At 58.2% G+C, this 17451-nt stretch carries 16 protein-coding genes; 3 read left to right on the top strand and 13 right to left on the bottom strand.

What is annotated here, in order from left to right; all coding sequences use genetic code 11:
- Positions 1-18: 18 nt before the first annotated feature.
- Positions 19-627 carry a LysR family transcriptional regulator gene (locus QNI81_RS09745; protein WP_283966374.1) on the bottom strand — a complete coding sequence of 203 codons (609 nt, stop codon included), beginning with the start codon at positions 625-627 and terminating at the stop codon, positions 19-21.
- A 155-nt stretch (positions 628-782) separates the two neighbouring features.
- On the opposite strand from QNI81_RS09745, the gene QNI81_RS09740 reads away from it, so the two are divergent.
- Positions 783-944, top strand: coding sequence for a hypothetical protein (locus QNI81_RS09740; RefSeq protein WP_157859743.1), 162 nt, complete (start codon positions 783-785; stop codon positions 942-944).
- A gap of 44 nt (positions 945-988) precedes the next feature.
- Here the strand turns inward: QNI81_RS09740 and QNI81_RS09735 are convergent, their stop codons facing one another.
- The 7 genes from QNI81_RS09735 to QNI81_RS09705 all read right to left on the bottom strand — a co-directional run bounded on the left by QNI81_RS09735 (position 989) and on the right by QNI81_RS09705 (position 8908).
- Positions 989-1330, bottom strand: coding sequence for a DUF427 domain-containing protein (locus QNI81_RS09735; RefSeq protein WP_005632411.1), 342 nt, complete (start codon positions 1328-1330; stop codon positions 989-991).
- A gap of 61 nt (positions 1331-1391) precedes the next feature.
- Entirely contained in the window at positions 1392-3176 is a 1785-nt protein-coding gene (locus QNI81_RS09730; protein WP_283966373.1) for an aminopeptidase P family protein, read from the bottom strand.
- Between the two features lie 406 nt (positions 3177-3582).
- The gene (gene cobT, locus QNI81_RS09725; RefSeq protein ID WP_283966372.1) at positions 3583-5460 is read right to left on the bottom strand and encodes a cobaltochelatase subunit CobT; all 1878 of its coding nucleotides are present in this window, start codon (positions 5458-5460) and stop codon (positions 3583-3585) included.
- Positions 5457-6158: an aspartate/glutamate racemase family protein gene (locus QNI81_RS09720; protein ID WP_283966371.1), complete on the bottom strand. Its 702-nt coding sequence runs from the start codon at positions 6156-6158 to the stop codon at positions 5457-5459. The genes cobT and QNI81_RS09720 overlap by 4 nt, the downstream gene beginning before the upstream one ends.
- A gap of 17 nt (positions 6159-6175) precedes the next feature.
- Positions 6176-7162, bottom strand: coding sequence for a cobaltochelatase subunit CobS (gene cobS / locus QNI81_RS09715; RefSeq protein WP_005614510.1), 987 nt, complete (start codon positions 7160-7162; stop codon positions 6176-6178).
- A gap of 288 nt (positions 7163-7450) precedes the next feature.
- Positions 7451-8050 carry a methyltransferase family protein gene (locus QNI81_RS09710; protein ID WP_283966370.1) on the bottom strand — a complete coding sequence of 200 codons (600 nt, stop codon included), beginning with the start codon at positions 8048-8050 and terminating at the stop codon, positions 7451-7453.
- A 231-nt stretch (positions 8051-8281) separates the two neighbouring features.
- Complete coding sequence (locus QNI81_RS09705; protein ID WP_283966369.1) at positions 8282-8908, bottom strand: DnaJ domain-containing protein; 627 nt, start codon at positions 8906-8908, stop codon at positions 8282-8284.
- Positions 8909-9025: 117 nt separating this feature from the next.
- On the opposite strand from QNI81_RS09705, the gene QNI81_RS09700 reads away from it, so the two are divergent.
- Complete coding sequence (locus QNI81_RS09700) at positions 9026-9280, top strand: BolA family protein (RefSeq protein ID WP_126137402.1); 255 nt, start codon at positions 9026-9028, stop codon at positions 9278-9280.
- A 51-nt stretch (positions 9281-9331) separates the two neighbouring features.
- Here QNI81_RS09700 and QNI81_RS09695 read toward each other — a convergent pair whose 3' ends face one another.
- The 3 genes from QNI81_RS09695 to rimO all read right to left on the bottom strand — a co-directional run bounded on the left by QNI81_RS09695 (position 9332) and on the right by rimO (position 12744).
- On the bottom strand, positions 9332-9907 hold the full coding sequence (locus QNI81_RS09695; protein ID WP_283966368.1) for a DUF4177 domain-containing protein: 576 nt from the start codon (positions 9905-9907) through the stop codon (positions 9332-9334).
- Between the two features lie 76 nt (positions 9908-9983).
- The gene (gene pepT, locus QNI81_RS09690; RefSeq protein ID WP_283966367.1) at positions 9984-11228 is read right to left on the bottom strand and encodes a peptidase T; all 1245 of its coding nucleotides are present in this window, start codon (positions 11226-11228) and stop codon (positions 9984-9986) included.
- Positions 11229-11340: 112 nt separating this feature from the next.
- Complete coding sequence (rimO, locus tag QNI81_RS09685) at positions 11341-12744, bottom strand: 30S ribosomal protein S12 methylthiotransferase RimO (protein ID WP_283966366.1); 1404 nt, start codon at positions 12742-12744, stop codon at positions 11341-11343.
- 242 nt (positions 12745-12986) lie between these two features.
- Between rimO and QNI81_RS09680 the strand changes: the two genes are divergently transcribed.
- Positions 12987-14933 (top strand): AsmA family protein, encoded by a 1947-nt coding sequence (locus QNI81_RS09680; protein ID WP_283966365.1) that lies wholly within the window; start codon positions 12987-12989, stop codon positions 14931-14933.
- Between the two features lie 160 nt (positions 14934-15093).
- Here the strand turns inward: QNI81_RS09680 and QNI81_RS09675 are convergent, their stop codons facing one another.
- Both QNI81_RS09675 and kdsA read right to left on the bottom strand, forming a co-directional pair.
- Positions 15094-16590 (bottom strand): phosphomannomutase/phosphoglucomutase, encoded by a 1497-nt coding sequence (locus tag QNI81_RS09675; RefSeq protein WP_283966364.1) that lies wholly within the window; start codon positions 16588-16590, stop codon positions 15094-15096.
- A 23-nt stretch (positions 16591-16613) separates the two neighbouring features.
- Positions 16614-17447: a 3-deoxy-8-phosphooctulonate synthase gene (gene kdsA / locus QNI81_RS09670; RefSeq protein WP_009179345.1), complete on the bottom strand. Its 834-nt coding sequence runs from the start codon at positions 17445-17447 to the stop codon at positions 16614-16616.
- Between the last annotated feature and the right edge of the window lie 4 nt (positions 17448-17451).

Here is a 17451-nt window from a genome sequence, read left to right as displayed (position 1 = left end):
TTCCAAGAGGGGTTCGATTTAGGTCTGCTTGCCGAGGTCTCGGAATATGAGATGTTTTTGCGGAAGGCTTGCCCTGAGCGCCGTGTAAATGGTCTGTAGTTCGCCGTCCAAAACGCTAGAACTGAGCGCGATGATGAATGGATCAGGATCGGTGATCGGATCATAGATCCCCTGATCCGCAAGCCCTTCCATTTCGATCAGGATGCGGCGGACTTTGGGCGCGAGGGCATCCGCGCGCGCACTTGGAACGATGCCACGTCCTGATTGCACAAAGAGTGCATCCCCCAGCAGTCCACGTAGTTTCTCAATGTTGTGGCTAATGGTTGATTGACTGCTGTTCAGCACATCAGCGGCGCGGCTGACGGATTTCTCATCATAAACCGTCAGGAAAACGCGCAACACCCTCCCACTGATTTGAGAGATGTCAATTCTATGCATGTTGCCACCAGCATTTAGGACTTGATAACAAAGGTTAATCCGGGCACTTATTACTACTAAAAGATTAACAATAGCAGGCATCGGGTGGAAGAAAATAATGCATGCTTGGGCAGGCGATCCGAGTGAGATCGGGTCCTTAGGGACAAAGAATGAGCAGGAAAACGAGCGGGCAGCGCTGACAGCTCTCATCAACTATGTCGTTGAAACGACATGTAATTCTCAGGAATCTCCTAGTCGAGATAGCGCTGATGATCTGCGCCGCAGCTTGAGTGAAGTGGTGTTGACAGCATAGCGTAGGATCGCTGCGAATGCACCCTGTTTTCCCAACTGCGAAAGTCTGACCGATGCGGCAGACTGTTAATTGGCGCATCCTCGAATTGGGTGATTTCTTCAAAAAAATGGAAACCGCTGCTTGCGTGAAACAAGAAAGTGGAAAACTGTTGCAAAAAAGCCGGACTGCCAATCAGCCCGGCTTTGTCAATTTTAATGATAAATTATTGATGTGATATCAGATCATATTGCCCGGCAAACGTGTGTTGCCGAAGGCGGATCAGATCTGCTCGACCTTGACCGAGGGAAGGGGCAGAAACGCCAGATGTCCCTTGATTTCTGAAGCCGTCGCCAGGGGCGCCTCATAGCTCCAGACAGCATCTTCATCGGTCGAGGATTTATTGACGATGGAGTAATACGTGGCATCCCCCTTATGGGGGCAGTGGCTGGTTTTCTCCGATTTGTCGAGGAACGCCATGGCGACGTCTTCGCGGGGGAAATAAATGACCGCAGGCAAGTCGCCTTCGATCAGTTCCAGTGCATTCTCGGTTTCGCCCAATATGGCGCCACCTGAACGGACGACCCACCGGCCTGTCGCTTTTTGGATCGTGATCTTGGTCATCGGGTTCCCCCTCCTTCTAGCTTTGGTAAGGCTTCTGCCCGGTCAATGTAACAGTCGAGTATCAGAGCGGCGCACAGGCCGCGTCCAACCACTTAGCCGCAGCTGCGCTGACGCGCGGTGCGATCATGCGGTTTATCTCTGCGTGATAGCTGTTGAGCCAGTCGCGCTCGCCCGGGGACAGCATCTCGGGCACCACCAAACGGCGGTCGATGGGCGCAAACGTCAGCGTGCGCCACGCGAGCATCTTGCGGTCTGCGTCGGCGCTGTCAAGGGCCGGAGCCTCCTCAACGACCACCAGATTCTCAATTCGGATGCCAAAGGCCCCCTCACGGTAATACCCCGGCTCGTTGGAGAGGATCATGCCGGGTTCAAGCGGCACAGTATTCAAACGCGAAAGCCCCTGCGGGCCTTCGTGGACGCTTAAAAACGCACCGACCCCGTGACCTAGACCGTGGTTGAAGTCCTGACCTGCCATCCACAAGGGCAAGCGGCCAATCGCTTCAAGCTCACGTCCAGAACGCCCCTCGGGCCAACGCAGTCTGGAGACAGCAATCATGCCCTGCAGCACGCGGGTGAAAGCCTGCGATTCCTCATGCCCCGGCGTGCCGATTGCAATGGTGCGGGTGATGTCGGTGGTTCCGTCCAGATACTGACCACCACTGTCGAGCACGAGTAAATGGCCATCTTCTAGGGTGGCATTGGTTTCCTCTGTCACGCGGTAATGCATGATGGCCCCATTGGGACCGGTGCCGGAAATGGTTTCAAAGCTGATATCACGCAATGCAGGATCAGCAGAGCGGAATCCCTCGAGCGTTTTCACAACATCGATCTCGGTGAGCGTTCCGGGGGCTTGGGCGTCAAGCCATGCAAGGGTTTCGACCACCGCTGCGCCATCGCGCACATGCGCCGCGGCACTGCCTTTGATCTCGGCGGTGTTCTTACGTGCTTTGGGCAGGGCGCAGGGATCACCGACTGGGGCGATCTTGTCGCCCAAGACGTTGGCGACAGCTTGTGGCAGGCTGCGCTCATCCACTGCCACTTGACCATCGAGGGTTTGGACAGCGTCGAGGAAATGTTCAGGTGCATGGCATGTCACATGCGCGCCGAGATCTAGCCCAGCCAGCTTCTGTGTCGCCATGAACAGATCCACACGCGCATCGTCATACAAAATGGCAAACCCATGGGCGACGGGATTGCGCGGAATGTCCGATCCGCGAATATTCAACAGCCACATAATACTGTCAGGCAAGGTGATGACAGCCGCAGATTGCCCACCCTTGCGCAGCCCATCGGCAAGACGCTGGGCTTTCGATTGCGCGCTTTCTCCGGCGTATTCTTCCGGGTGTGCGATGGCGGGCTGCATGGGGGGCGCGGGCTGATCAGACCAAATCCGATCTACCAGATTGTCGCTTTCGATGAGAGAAACCTGCGAAGACTTCAGCCGCGCATTCAATTCGCGAATTTCACGCATTGAGTGGAGCCACGGATCATAGGCGATGGTTCCGCCCTGAGGCAGCTGTTCCACCAGCCAATCACCAAGTGTCACATCGGGCCAAGGTACGGGCGTATACACGTCTGCCACCTGACTTTTGACCTGCGTGCGATAACGCCCATCAATAAAGACGCCAGCGACGCTGTGTAACGCAGCGCAGAACCCCGCCGACCCGGTAAATCCTGTGAGCCAAGAGAGCCGCTCATCATGCGGTGCCACGTATTCTCCCTGATGCGCGTCGGCGCGGGGGATCAGAAATCCGTCCAGTCCTTCGTTCTCAAGCTGGGAGCGCAATGCGGCGAGACGATCCAGGCCCTGTTCCGGGCGTGCTGTAACATCGAAGGTCTGAAACATCTCTCTCTCCTGAATGTGGCGGCAATATCCGGCATGCACCCAGCGTGTGGCAATCGGACAAATTGAAGCTGAGTTACGGTGCGGTGCGACCGGGAGTTGTTTTGTTACAGATCACAGACCTGCAAACAAGCCCGGCTGCGGAAAGATCTCAAACGCAAGAGGGAAAAGCTCCCGCCCAATACCACTGCCCCATGCAGGGCAGTGGCATTCGTTGGGCCAAGCGCCGCGCCTTCCCTTTGGAAAGGCGCGGCGCGGTCGCGTCAAGAACAGCTCTATTGGAACAAAAGGGTGGTAGCGGAGTGCGGCGCGCCGTCAGGCGCGCGGCCGGGCCCAACGCTTCTGGCGGCATCTTTGATGCAGTCATAAGGGGCGGGAGCCTTCCGCTGCCCGCCGCAGGCGAAAGTCATTAGCTCGCCCGACGCATCCCCATGACACGGGCACGGGCACGCGGGTCGCTGTCAAAGAGCGCGGCGAGCTGCTCGGTCATTGCGCCCGCCAATTGCTCCACATCGGTAATGGTCACTGCGCGGTCGTAATAGCGGGTCACATCATGGCCGATGCCGATCGCCAGCAGTTCGACCTGCTTTTTCTTTTCCACCATCGCAATCACATCACGCAGGTGTTTTTCGAGATAGTTCGCAGGGTTCACCGACAGCGTCGAGTCATCCACCGGGGCACCGTCAGAGATTACCATCAGGATCTTGCGTGCCTCTGGTCGTCCGACCATGCGACGGTGTGCCCATTCCAGCGCTTCGCCGTCGATGTTTTCCTTCAAAAGCCCCTCTTTCATCATCAGGCCTAGGTTTGGTCGCACCCGGCGCCAAGGCGCATCGGCGCTCTTGTAGATAATGTGACGCAGATCGTTCAGGCGACCGGGCAGCTGTGGGCGTCCATCATTGAGCCAAGCCTCACGCGACAGCCCGCCTTTCCACGCGCGGGTGGTGAAACCGAGGATCTCCACCTTGACGTTGCAGCGTTCTAGCGTGCGGGCCAGAACATCTGCACAGATGGCAGCGATGGAGATCGGGCGACCGCGCATCGAGCCGGAGTTATCCAAGAGCAGCGTCACCACGGTATCGCGGAATTCGGTATCTTTCTCGACCTTAAAGGACAGAGGTGTTGTGGGGTTGGCCACGACCCGTGCCAGTCGGCCCGCATCCAGCACACCTTCTTCTTTGTCGAATTCCCAAGAACGGTTCTGTTGTGCCTGCAGACGGCGCTGCAGCTTGTTGGCGAGGCGCGACACCGCACCTTTCAGGGGCTCCAACTGCTGATCAAGATAGGCGCGCAAGCGCTCCAGTTCCTGCGTTTCGGCCAGATCTTCGGCCGCGATCTCCTCGTCATGAGTATCGAGAAAGACGCGGTAATCGGGGTCCGCATCTGATACCGGTTGTGGTGCTGGCGGCTCGAGTGGTGCCTCACCATCCGGCATCTCGGTTTCATCCGTGACTTCTTCCTCGGCCATATCGTCGGCAGAAACCTGCGCCTGACTTTCGTCCTGCTGTTGTTCCTGCGCCTGCTCGGGAGAGGCGTCGGCCTCTTCTTCGTCACTGTCGTCCTGACCTGAACTGTCGGGCTGTTCCTCTTCCTCAGCCGTTTCCTCGGAGTCGTCGTTCATTTCGTCATCGAGGTCATCCGGATCGTCGCCGAGTTGGTCGCCATAACCAAGATCGGAAATCACCCGACGGGCGAATTTCGCGAATGCTGCCTGATCGGAGATGGTCTCGTCTAGGTTCTCCAGCGTCTCACCGGCTTGCGCCTCGATAAACCCGCGCCATAGCTCCATTACATTGGCTGCGGCTTCGGGCAGGGGGCGTCCGGTGGCAAGATGGCGGATCAGGTAGCCGGCAGAGACCGCCAAGGGGGCCTCGGATGCGGACGTTACCTGATCGTAGCCACGCCGCAGCGCTTCGTTCTGGATTTTGACGTCGATATTGGAGGCTGTGCCGGGCATGTCGCGCGCGCCCATTGCCTCGCACCGCGCACTTTCCATCGCGTCGTAAAGCTCGCGCGCCATATCGCCTGATGGCGCATAGCGGCTGGCGACGCCTTCGTCATGGTACTTGCGACGCAGGGCGAGTGCGTCGGCAGTGCCGCGGGCCAGCAGCACCTCTTCGCGGGTCATCCGGCGCGAGACCTGCGGCAGGCGCATGGTGTCGCCGCTCATGCCCGAGGGGTCGACCGAGTAGTTCACCGTCAGTTCGGTATCATCGGCCATAACCTTGGTGGCCTCGGCCAATGCCTTCTTGAACGGATCTGCCGGGTTGTCTGAGGGTTTGCTCATCTCGTCATTGCCACTTCGTCTAGGCTCAGGCGTCCGGATGCAAGGTCGGCCAGAACCGACACATGCACGTCCAGCGCATCAATTACTCTATACCCCGGATCCTGACCGTCAAAGGCTAGGTTCAGATCTGTACCGGCAAGCACTATCGCGTCGGCCCCAAAATCGCGCACCATACGTTTGCCCGCGTCCAGCAATTCTGCTTGCTGGCCAGGCGCACAGATGCCCGCCACTGCGATGTCCTGATAGGTCTGGCCGAGGGTGTCGATCTCACCATCCAGTGCCACGGCGCGGGTCAATTCCAACTGACCATAGAGCCGAGTCCGCATCACAACGCGCGTTCCAAGAAGACCTACGGTTCCCAACCCTTCGGCGGCAAAATAGGCATCCAGCGGCGCAACGCCGGAAACAACCGGCAGACTGGACAGCGCATTCAATTCTTCGACACAGTAATGCGCACCCAGAGAAGTCAGCGCCACGCAATCGCAGCCTGCGCCCTTGAGTTGGTCGATCTGGCGCGCGAAAATTTCCGCCTGTGGTTGCCGGTCATCAGCGAGGTTGTTCTGGATCAGGGTCTGAATGTCACCGTGACTGATGGTGAGATCGAGCGTCGCCCCGCGTTCCGCCACAGCAGCTGTAAGCCGCTGATAGTAAACGATGGTCGCGGCGACGCCGATCCCTCCGATCAATCCGATGTGCATGTCTGCTCCTGTGTGGGTCAGCCGAGGCTTACGTTTGCAGCACTCTCCGGCAGTTCCTCATCAAAGCAGCGCTGGTAGAACTCTGCCACCGTCTGGCGCTCCAGCTCGTCGCATTTGTTGAGGAAAGACAGGCGGAAAGCATAGCCGATGTCGCGGAAGATCTCGGCGTTTTGGGCCCAGTTGATTACGGTCCGCGGGCTCATCACGGTCGACAGGTCGCCGTTCATAAATGCGGTGCGGGTCAGATCCGCGACGGTCACCATCTGGGCAATCTGCTTGCGGCCTTTCTCGGTGTTGTAATGCGGGGCCTTGGACAGCACGATGGCGGTTTCCGCATCGTGACGCAGGTAGTTCAGCGTCGCCACCAGCGACCAGCGGTCCATCTGGGCCTGGTTGATCTGCTGGGTGCCGTGATAGAGGCCAGTGGTGTCGCCGAGACCCACGGTATTGGCGGTTGCGAACAGGCGGAAGAACGGGTTCGGGGTGATGATCTCGTTCTGGTCCAAGAGCGTCAGCTTACCGTCATGTTCCAGCACACGTTGGATCACGAACATCACGTCGGCGCGGCCCGCGTCATATTCGTCGAACACGATCGCAACCGGATTGCGCAGCGCCCAGGGCAGGATGCCTTCGTGGAACTCGGTGACCTGCTTGCCATCACGCAGCTTGATCGCGTCTTTACCGATCAGATCGATCCGGGAGATGTGGCTGTCGAGGTTTACCCGCACCGAAGGCCAGTTCAGGCGCGCGGCGACCTGTTCGATGTGGGTGGACTTCCCTGTGCCGTGGTAGCCTTGGATCATGACCCGACGGTTGTGGCTGAAACCTGCAAGGATCGCCATCGTGGTGTCAGGGTCGAACTTATAGGTGGGGTCCAACGCGGGAACGCGGTCGGTGCCTTCAGCAAAGCCCTTCACCGTCATGTCGGTGTCGATGCCAAAGACCTCACGAACCGAAATCGTCTCAGTCGGTTTTGCGTTCATATCCAGCAGGCCGTCGGTCATAGGTGTCAGTCCTTGTCTTGTCAGTCTCGGGCGCGGGCAATTGGCGTCTGTCAGGTGGCCCGTCGGTCAATCTTGGGATGCGTTATCACGTAATCGCAGGATTGGTGCCTGAAGATGCCGATGAGGGCAAGGGAAACCGTTGTGTTGATACGCCGAAGGTGTCTTGCGCCTCCGATAGCGGCAAAAAATGCCGACATAATGCTCGCCTTGACGGACGGCCAAACGTCAGACGACTCCCGTGGAAGGGAGCCGTCCTGAATAGAGATAGAGAGCAGCGCTTGGCGAGGGTCAAAGTGCGGCGCGCAGACGCTCCAAGCTGCGCTCGTCAACAAAACGCGGGGTAGTGCGCATGTAGTCGGCGAAGGCCTGACCGTAGCCCTTGAGGAGCCAGCGCTCCTCGTTCAATACGAACAGGAAATAGAGCGCGAAAAGGACGAGGGCGAGGGCGACGGTGATCCACGACCCGGTTGTGATACCAAGGCCAACCGTGGCCAGTACGGATGTCACATACTGCGGGTTGCGGGAATATTCATACATCCCGCCAGTGACGAGCCCGCTGCTGTCGCAATAGGTGTTGTCGATCCCGAGGAAGCGGTAGCCCCAGAGCGTAATACCAAAGGCCATCACCATGAGAGGCACGCCCACAAGGTAGCGTGCCCAATGCCCCCAGCCGTTCACGCCAATTTCGGCAAGAGCAAAGACCACGGTGGCCCCGCAGAAAACCCGAAACAGGCCAAAGGCCAGATGGTGCCGCCAGCCCTCGGCCGCAGGCCACAGGCCAAGGTCGGGACGTTTCAGGCTTAGTCCCAGATGCGCGGCCAATGAGACCGCGGAGAGAATGGCCACCAGCAATGCGATGTCATGAAAAGTTAGGAGAGGGTCGTACATGGCGTCTTCGGATCCTTTGTGCGGAGGTCGTGGACTTTGTGACTGACGATCCGGGCGATACCTCGGATGACGCATCGCCTAACAACTCAATGTAACAAAAAATCGCGCTCTCTGACGTCTTGAGGGGTTCACTCCCTTTCGTGCTTGCGGGATGACACAACGAAAAACCGCCCAAACCATGACGGGTCGGGCGGTTTATTCAATGCAGTCTATGCGGTGTGCGCTACGCAGTTACTTGAAACTGCGGCTGTCCTTGACCTGATCCCAGGCCCACATGACTTCTTGCAGCTGCTCTTCCTGGCTGCGGTCGCCGCCGTTCATATCCGGGTGCAGGACCTTGATGAGCTTTTTGTAAGCCTTGCGAATTTCGGCCTTGGTCCAGTCATCCTTGGCTTCAAGGATTTCAATGGCGCGGCGTTCGGTCGGCGGCAGACGTCGTCCTGCAGACTGACCGTTTTTACCGGGATTGCGGGTGGCGTTGTTGCCGAGAACTTGATGTGGGTCTTCGATACCCAGACGCGCCCAAGCACGCGCTTCGGGATCGCCAAGCGGCTTGGTTGTGCGCTCCCAGACCTTGTCTTTAGAGGCCTGCGCATTCATCTCGGCCTCGGTGGTGCCTTCAAAGAAGTTCCATTTCTGATTGTACTCACGCACATGTTGCTGACAAAACCAGTAGAAGTCGTCGAGCACATCGGGGGCCTTGGGGGCGCGGAACTTTCCGGGTTCTTCGCAACCGGGGTGATCGCAGACCCGCACGGAGGTTTCCGAGGCGCCGGACATGCTCCGCCGCCCGCGTGGGTTCTTCTTTTTCGCGGAGCGAATGGACATATCGAAGCCAAAGGGATCGGATTTGGTCATGCGGGAGCACCTTCTAGACGCATCTGTTCGACTCGGAGGCAGCAGTTTAGTCTAACGGTCGAGAGATAAAAGGGGGGCGGGCACAGTTTTATGAACAACAGGCGGAGTAACGCTACAATGAGCGTAAGAAACGAGATCGAAACAACCCTGAAAGAAGCCTTTGCGCCCAGCCGCTTAGAGGTCGTGGACGACAGCAATAGTCACATCGGTCATGCGGGGCATGACGGAAAGGGCGAAAGCCATTTTAACGTGTTGATCCGCTCAGAGGCCTTTCAGGGGATGAACCGGGTGGCCCAGCACCGCGCCGTGCATAAAGCTCTTGGCGATATTGTGCCGCGCATTCATGCGCTGGCCTTGGATATCGGCAGCTAAGACTTTGTGTCCGGCCACCAACAAAGTGGCCGGGTCACCAAACCGCTTGGGTCAGTCCTGCGGTTTGCCGCGGCTGGCGCGCGCTTTGAGCGCTGCGGTTAGGCCAGATACCGGGCTCAACTCTTCTACACCATCATCGGCAACCATGCGGCGAGCGCCGGGTCCGGGAACCGGGATGGCTTCTGGTGGCGCTTCGGGGTCACCTGCGATGGCTGTAAGTGGGGCGGGTTCGGACGCATGCTGGGCCTCGGGCGCGGCGACGCGCGGGGTTTCGGCAATCAGTTCTGCTTCTGGTTCCGAAGTTGCCGCTGCAGCCGCGGCTTCGGGCGCAGCGCATGTGGCAAGCACAGGTTCAGCCGCGGTCTCGGATGTTGGGACCATGTGGCCACCGCCGTTCAACGCCCGCCGAAAGACCAGCAAATTACGCCATGTGGTTTTGGTGCCGGTCAGACCTGAGCGTTCTTCGCTGGGTAGCATTTCGGCACGCTGAAACTCCCAGCCTTGCGCGGCCATCTCATTCAACACCCCTTCGATCCCATTGGCAAAACGGGCCTCGGGGGTTTTCACGCCGCGTGCCTTTTTGCCCCGATTGGGGGCGGGGACGACCTTATACTCGTAGTTCTGCATCGATTGTTCCTGTGCGGCCCACGCCTGCAGCCTAGCAGCTTTGCGGGGCAGAGAGAAAGAAGATCAAAAGCGTTTGTTACTTTGGCACAACAGCGGCGCGCGCTGCCAGCTTCAGGCACATCTGCGTTGCCAGCGACATATCCTGAACCGAGATCCACTCCAAGGGGCCATGGATACATTGCATCCCCGTAAAGATGTTCGGCGTTGGTGTGCCGAATTCCGTAAGCCGAGAGCCATCGGTACCACCACGGATCGGAACGGAGACCGGCTCCAGTCCAACATCGCGGCAGGCTGCATGCGCAAGCTCAACCGGCGTCATGTCATTTTCCAGCCAGTAGCGCATATTGCGATATTGCGGTGTGATCTCGCAGGTGATTTCAGCGCGCGGTTCAGTCGCGGCAACCGCATCACACACGCTGCGCAACAAGGCGCCTTTGGCCTCAAGGTCGGCCATCTCAAAATCGCGCAGAATGAAGCGCAATTCCATCTCGGATGAGCCACCGAACATATCCGTGGCGTGGATGAAACCTTCGCGCGCGTCGGTGGTTTCCGGTGTCATCGTGGCCTGAGGCAGAGTCTGGATGATCTTTGACGCAAGGTGGATTGCATTGACCATCTTTTCCTTGGCAAGGCCTGGGTGGATGGAAACGCCGGTGATTTTTACCACCGCTCGGTCCGCGGAAAAGCTTTCGTATTCCACTTCACCCACTTCGCCGCCATCGAGTGTATAGGCGAAATCCGCGCCCAGATCTTTCTGGAGCTGCGGTTGCACACCACGCCCGATTTCCTCGTCCGGGGTGAAGGCAATGCGGATCGGCGGGCGGGCGGCATCAGCGTTTTGTAGCAGATGCTCTGCCATGGTCATGATGATCGCAACACCGGCCTTATCATCCGCGCCCAGCAGCGTGGTGCCCGAGGCCGTGATTAAATCATGGCCGATCTTCTCTGCCAGATAGGGATGCTCGGTCGGAGAGAGCACCAACTCTGGATCGTCGGGAAAGGTAATATCACCTCCGTTGTACCCCTTGATCACACGCGGTTTCACGCCGGTTGCATTGAACTGCGGAGCGGTGTCCACATGTGCAAGGAACCCCACCGTGGGCGCATTGGTGTTGCCGGGGATGGTGGCCAGCACGACGCCGTAGTCGGTCAATTCAACGTCCTGCGCGCCGATCGTGGTCAATTCATCGCGCAGCAGGTTCAGCATATTGAACTGGATCTCGGTGCTCGGCGCTGTTGGCGAGTTCTCATCGCTTTGGCTGTCTATTGCAGCATAGCGCACAAGGCGCGCCTGAAGGGCATCGTCAAAGGTGTCGGTCATGCAAAATCTCCTGCTGTTGTGTGCAAGATTGTGACGGGACGCGGGCAGGTCAAGGTGACGTTTGCCCTGTGCTGCACCATGCCTGTTTTCTCGCGCATCAAGCCAAGGCGTTTTAGCGCAATGCGCCCCAAAGATCGTATTCCCCGGCTTCATCCACCTCGACCGTCACGAGATCACCGACGCTCAGCCCCTCCGTCCCTTCATCAATGAAGAGATTGCCATCAATTTCCGGCGCATCAGCTTTGGTGCGGCAAGTGGCAATGCCATCCTCGTCGATCTCATCCACGATCACTTGCAAGGTCTGGCCGACTTTGGCGGCAAGCTTTGCCTCGGAGATCGCCTGCGCCTTTGCCATGAAGCGCTCCCAGCGGTCTTGTTTGACCTCATCTGCGACATGATCGGGCAGATCATTGGAGCGCGCGCCATCGACGTTTTCATATTTAAAACAGCCGACGCGATCCAGTTGCGCCTCATCCATCCAGTCAAGAAGGTGCTGGAACTCGGCTTCTGTTTCGCCGGGGTAGCCGACGATAAAGGTCGAGCGCAGGGTCATGTCGGGGCAGATGTCACGCCATGCGCGGATCTCATCCAGTGTTTTTGCCGCTGCCGCCGGGCGGGCCATGCGGCGCAGCACATCCGGGTGTGCGTGCTGAAACGGGATGTCCAGATAGGGCAGCACCGCATTGTTCGGGTCGGCCATCAGCGGGATCAATTCGCGCACATGCGGGTAGGGGTAGACATAATGTAGCCGTATCCACAGCTCGTCTGCAGGGGCAAGTTCGCCCAAGGCACGGCTGAGATCGGTGATATGGCTGCGGATCTCGCCATCTTTCCACGGGTTCACGTCATATTTACGATCAAGCCCATAGGCAGAAGTATCCTGAGAAATCACCAGCAGTTCCCGAACGCCCGCACCGACGAGCTTTTCCGCCTCACGCAGCACCGCATGACCGGGACGTGACGCCAGCTTTCCGCGCATATCGGGGATGATGCAGAACTTGCACTTGTGATTGCAGCCCTCGGAAATCTTCAGATAGCTAAAGTGCCGCGGGGTGAGGCTGACACCGGTCGCGGGCAGCAGATCTACAAATGGATCGGGGCTGGGGGGCACCGCCTGATGCACGGCATCCAGCACCTGCTCATATTGATGTGGACCAGTCACGGCAAGAATACGTGGGTGATGCTCGCGGATATAATCCGGCTCCGCGCCGAGGCACCCGGTTACGATCACCTTACCGTTTTCCTTTAACGCCTCGCCAATGGCCTCAAGGCTTTCAGCCTTGGCGCTATCCAGAAACCCGCAGGTGTTCACAATCACCGCATCGGCACCGGCATAGTCGGCCGAGATTCCGTAGCCTTCGGCGCGCAACCGCGTTAGGATGCGTTCGCTGTCCACCAGAGCTTTGGGGCAGCCCAAAGATACCATGCCAAGGGTCGGCCGGTCAGGTCGGGGGGCAGCGCCAAAGGTTGGTTTCGGCGCGAGGTCGGGGCGGAGATCTGGCGGATTGCTGGTCATTGGCGTCCTATAAACCGGAGTGCGGCGCTTGGGAATGGAGGATTTGAAACGCGGAGCAACTGGTCTGCGCGGGGTCTGCGGTGAAGTCTGACGGGGTGCTTAGATCACGGCTAATTTGCTTGCGTTGACGCAGGATTTTCGCGGAAGTGCGGATTGATCCCTCGCGCAAGGCCTGTAATCTGCGCCAAAGCCCTGACTTTGCGGGCAAACACCATACGCATCCCCAGAAAGGGCCACGAGCTATGCGCCTGATCCTCCGTATTCTTTCCGCCATTGTGATCACCGTTGCCGTAGGGATTGCCATTTTAACCTTCCTGCCGGGGCAAAAAATCGCCGAGCTTGCAGCCCAGCAGATCGAAAAACAGACCGGGCGGCAGGTGGTCTTTGGCGGGGATGTGCGATTCTCGTTTTGGCCTACGCTGGGTATTCAGGCCGATAACGTCGCGTTTGCAAATGCGGATTGGGCCGGGCCTGAGCCGCTTTTGACTGCTGGACGCCTGACGATCGGGGTGGATGCCGCAGATTTGATCCGTGGCGACATTCGAATCACAGAACTCACCGCCATTATCCCGCACCTGAACCTTGAGACGCGCGAAGATGGCATTGGGAATTGGGTGTTCGAAGGAGGGGGTTCTGATGCACCGGCGGATGGTGCAGCGTCTGAGACAGGTGGCGATGAGGCGTCTTTTGCGATTGAGGCGGTGACGCTGAACGGGGCGTCGTTGCGCTATGCCCCCTTTGGGCAGGACGTCATTGAGATGAACCAAGTGGATCTGAGCCTGAAATGGCCTGATCCGAATGGCACCGCAAATGTAGATCTGACCCTGCGCCCGGCTGGTAAACCGGTTCGGCTGCAAGGCGAAGTAGGCCGTTTCAAGAGCTTCCTGCTTGGAGAGGTGACCTCTATCGGGATGAGCCTCACCGCAGAGGCCAGCAAGGCGCGTTTTGACGGGCTTGCCGATTTGACCGGTGCATTTGATGGCCGCATCACGGGCGCAAGCGAAGACACCCGTGCACTGATGGCGGCGCTGGGAATGGAACCTGTCGAGATCCCGCGGGGGCTGGGACGCAAGGTGCTCTTTGCTGCGGATACGACCTACACGCCCGATGGCCGCATCTCATTGCGGGACATAAGTCTGTCCTTGGATGAGAATGCGCTGCGAGGTGGTGCGGATCTGAACCTCGGGGCCTCGCCGATGCAGGTTACGGCCGCGCTGAAAGGGGAGGTATTGGACTTCAGCGCGCTTGATGCCCCCGGTACGACTACGGGCGGGGCAGGCGGAGGGTCGGAGGCGTCTTCTCAGGGGTGGTCTACAGATCCAATCGATGCCTCTATGCTTGGCCTTGTGGATGGGCAAATCTCGCTGGATGTCCAAGGGCTAAAGACCTCTTCTGTGACGCTTGGCCCCAGCCGATTGACGCTGAAAATTGAGCGCGCGCGGGCGGTTTTGTCGTTCCTGCCAGTGCAGGCATTTGGAGGCTCGCTGCAAGGTGATCTGATTGCCAACAATCGAAACGGTCTCTCGGTAGCTGGTAAATTGCAGTTCGCCAATATCGAGATGCGCGAGGCGCTGGGGCAACTCGCAGGATACGATAAGCTCAACGGTGAAGCATTGGGCACGCTGGAGTTTCTGGGTGTCGGGAATTCCATGGACCAGATCATGCGGTCACTGGACGGCAAAGGGAATGTCGAGCTTGGCAAAGGGTTCTTTACTGGCTTTGACTTGCAGGCAATCATGGACCCGAACGGCGGCAACGGCGGCACCACGATTTTTGAGGGGCTGAGCGCGAGTTTTGCGATGGCAGATGGCACGTTACGCAACGATGACCTGCGTGCCGCGCTCAAGGTTTTGAGTGCCGAAGGCGAGGGGCGTGTCGGATTGGGCGCGCAGGATCTGGATTATACCTTTACGCCAACTGCATTTGCGAGCGAGACCTCATCTGGCGTATCGGTTCCGGTGCGCATTCGTGGCTCTTGGTTTGATCCTGAAATTAAACCGGACCTGAGCAAACTGGTTCAACCCAAGTTGGATGAGGCTGAGGAGAAGGCCAAGCAAGCGGTGCGTGACAAGCTCAGCGAGGAATTGGGTGTTCCGGTGGAAACCAAGGAAGACGTCAATGATGCGTTGAAACGCCGGGTCGAGGAAGAGGCGCGCAAGCAGTTGTTGAAGTTTCTCGGGGGCAATTAAGCCTGACGCAGGGATCAGTGAGGGCGGTCTGGCGTCTGAGGCTGGACCGGGGATCTGCCCCGGACCCCGAGATATTTTTGAAAAGATGAAAGCCCCTACGAATGTAAAAAACCGCGCCCCCAAGCAGGATGGCGCGGTTTTTCAGTCTAATAGGTTGGGATCAGATTGTTTGGTCGTACTCACCAACGCCGGGTTCCGTTCGGATCACCGTATCGATATCTGCAAAGATCGCGCGCATTTCATCTTCGCTCTCGGAGCTTTCACAGACCACCACCAGATTGGGGGTATTGGATGAGGCACGCACGAGCCCCCAAGACCCGTTGTCGAGGATCACCCGGGCACCGTTGACGGTCACGACGTCCTTGATCGCGCGGCCCGCGAGGCTCTCGCCAGCCTCGTGTTTTGCGACGAGTTTTTCGACCAAACGGGCGAGGATGTCGTATTTCTCGATATCTGCCGCATAAGGCGACATGGTCGGGGTGGCCCATGTACGGGGCAGGGCCTTGCGCAGGTCGGACATTTTCATATCCGGGTTACGGTCCAGCATTTTGCAGACCTCCACGGCCACGCGCATGCCGCAGTCGTAACCGCGCCCGACGGGTTCAGCGAGGAAATAGTGGCCGGATTTTTCAAAGCCTGCGAGGGCGCCGATCTCTTTGACGCGCCGCTTCATGTGGCTGTGGCCCGTTTTCCAATAATCGGCCTTAACGCCGTTTTTCTGGAGTTCCGGATCGGAGGCAAAGAGGCCCGTGGATTTCACATCTGCAACAAAAGTGGAATTTGGATAGAGCTTTGACAGATCCCGCGCCATGATGACGCCGACCTTGTCAGCAAAGATCTCTTCACCCTCGTCATCGACCACACCGCAGCGGTCCCCGTCGCCGTCAAACCCAAGCGCCAGATCGGCCCCCGAGGCCTTTACGCTGTCGGACATGTCATGCAGCATTTCAAGAGCTTCGGGGTTGGGATTGTAGTGCGGGAACGTGTAGTCCAGCGCGTTGTGACTGGGGACAACTTCGACCCCGATGCGTTCGAAAATCTCTGGTGCGAAGGCGGAAGCGGTACCGTTTCCGGTGGCGCAGACGACCTTCAGTGGGCGGGACATTTTGAAATCCCCCACGAGATCGTCGATATAGGCCTCTTTCACTCCCTCAACAAACTCATAAGATCCGCCATCGCGGCGCTCACCTTCGCCATTGAGGACGATGTCACGCAGTTCCCCCATCTCATCCGGTCCATGCGTGAGGGGGCGGTCAAAGCCCATCTTCACGCCGGTCCAGCCATTTGGGTTATGAGATGCTGTGACCATGGCGACGGCAGGCACATCCAGGTGAAACTGTGCAAAATAGGCCATGGGCGACAGCGCGGGGCCGATGTCTTTTACCTTGATGCCCGCTTGCATCAGGCCAAGGATCAGCGCATTTTTGATCGCCAAAGAATAGTCTCGGTAGTCATTGCCAACGGCAATCACCGGTTCGATCCCGCGACGGATCATTTGCGTACCCAGCCCAAGCCCCAGAGCAGTCATCCCCGGTAGATTGATTTCTTCGGGATATTTCCAGCGCGCATCATATTCACGAAACCCCGTGGGTTTGATCATGGCGTCGCGCAGGAAACTCCAGCTGTTGGGGGTGACCTCTGGCAGCGGTTTGGGCATGGGAAATACTCGTCCTTTGGAAATCAAATACGGATCGGGTTGGCTTTGGCAAGTTTGTCAAAGCCCATCAATGTATCAATCAATTGCGGCATGTCTTTCAGGTAAATCATATTTGGCCCGTCGGAGGGCGCATTGTCCGGATCTTCATGCGTTTCGATGAAAACGGCAGCAATGCCCAAAGAAACAGCAGCGCGCGCCATCACCGGAGCAAATTCGCGCTGGCCACCGGTGGATCCACCTTGACCGCCCGGCTGCTGCACCGAGTGGGTGGCATCCATGACCACCGGATAGCCGGTTTGCGCCATACGGGGCAGACCGCGCATATCCGCGACCAAAGCATTGTAACCAAAGGAGGTTCCGCGCTCTGTCAGCAGGATTTTATCGTTGCCGGTGCTTTCGACTTTGGACACAACATTGTCCATGTCCCATGGTGCTAGAAACTGGCCCTTTTTGATATTCACTGCTTTGCCGGTGTTTCCGGCGGCCAGCAGCATGTCGGTTTGGCGGCAAAGAAAGGCTGGGATCTGCAAGATATCAACCACGTCACCGGCGACGATGCACTGAGCCTCAGTGTGAACATCGGTCAGAACCGGCACGCCAAAGGTATCACGCACACCTGCGAGAACATCGAGCCCCTTGTCGATGCCAAGCCCGCGTTTGCCAGAGAGCGAGGTGCGGTTGGCTTTATCGTAGGAGGCCTTAAAGACGAACTGCGCCCCCACAGCATCGCAAGCTTCCTTGAGCTTACCGGCAATCATCTGCGCGTGATCGGCGCTTTCCAGTTGGCAGGGGCCGGCAATGACGGTCAGCGGACAGTCATTGCCAATGGTGAGACCATTGATGTCAATTTTTTTCATGAGC

This window comes from Tritonibacter sp. AK171, from assembly GCF_030127025.1.
Taxonomy (GTDB): Bacteria; Pseudomonadota; Alphaproteobacteria; order Rhodobacterales; family Rhodobacteraceae; genus Epibacterium; species Epibacterium mobile.
Note: the sequence above shows the minus strand (reverse complement) of the source record. Positions and strands in the feature narration are given on the sequence as shown.

Excerpts from the sequence above, each read along its gene's own strand:
- QNI81_RS09740 (WP_157859743.1), top strand. The coding sequence starts at position 783 with ATGCGGCAGACTGTTAATTGGCGCATCCTCGAATTGGGTGATTTCTTC.
- QNI81_RS09705 (WP_283966369.1), bottom strand. The coding sequence starts at position 8,908 with ATGACCAAATCCGATCCCTTTGGCTTCGATATGTCCATTCGCTCCGCG.
- kdsA (WP_009179345.1), bottom strand. The coding sequence starts at position 17,447 with ATGAAAAAAATTGACATCAATGGTCTCACCATTGGCAATGACTGTCCG.
- QNI81_RS09675 (WP_283966364.1), bottom strand. The coding sequence starts at position 16,590 with ATGCCCAAACCGCTGCCAGAGGTCACCCCCAACAGCTGGAGTTTCCTG.
- QNI81_RS09745 (WP_283966374.1), bottom strand. The coding sequence starts at position 627 with ATGAGAGCTGTCAGCGCTGCCCGCTCGTTTTCCTGCTCATTCTTTGTC.
- QNI81_RS09710 (WP_283966370.1), bottom strand. The coding sequence starts at position 8,050 with ATGTACGACCCTCTCCTAACTTTTCATGACATCGCATTGCTGGTGGCC.
- cobT (WP_283966372.1), bottom strand. The coding sequence starts at position 5,460 with ATGAGCAAACCCTCAGACAACCCGGCAGATCCGTTCAAGAAGGCATTG.
- cobS (WP_005614510.1), bottom strand. The coding sequence starts at position 7,162 with ATGACCGACGGCCTGCTGGATATGAACGCAAAACCGACTGAGACGATT.
- QNI81_RS09700 (WP_126137402.1), top strand. The coding sequence starts at position 9,026 with ATGAGCGTAAGAAACGAGATCGAAACAACCCTGAAAGAAGCCTTTGCG.
- QNI81_RS09730 (WP_283966373.1), bottom strand. The coding sequence starts at position 3,176 with ATGTTTCAGACCTTCGATGTTACAGCACGCCCGGAACAGGGCCTGGAT.
- QNI81_RS09720 (WP_283966371.1), bottom strand. The coding sequence starts at position 6,158 with ATGCACATCGGATTGATCGGAGGGATCGGCGTCGCCGCGACCATCGTT.
- pepT (WP_283966367.1), bottom strand. The coding sequence starts at position 11,228 with ATGACCGACACCTTTGACGATGCCCTTCAGGCGCGCCTTGTGCGCTAT.
- QNI81_RS09680 (WP_283966365.1), top strand. The coding sequence starts at position 12,987 with ATGCGCCTGATCCTCCGTATTCTTTCCGCCATTGTGATCACCGTTGCC.
- QNI81_RS09735 (WP_005632411.1), bottom strand. The coding sequence starts at position 1,330 with ATGACCAAGATCACGATCCAAAAAGCGACAGGCCGGTGGGTCGTCCGT.
- QNI81_RS09695 (WP_283966368.1), bottom strand. The coding sequence starts at position 9,907 with ATGCAGAACTACGAGTATAAGGTCGTCCCCGCCCCCAATCGGGGCAAA.
- rimO (WP_283966366.1), bottom strand. The coding sequence starts at position 12,744 with ATGACCAGCAATCCGCCAGATCTCCGCCCCGACCTCGCGCCGAAACCA.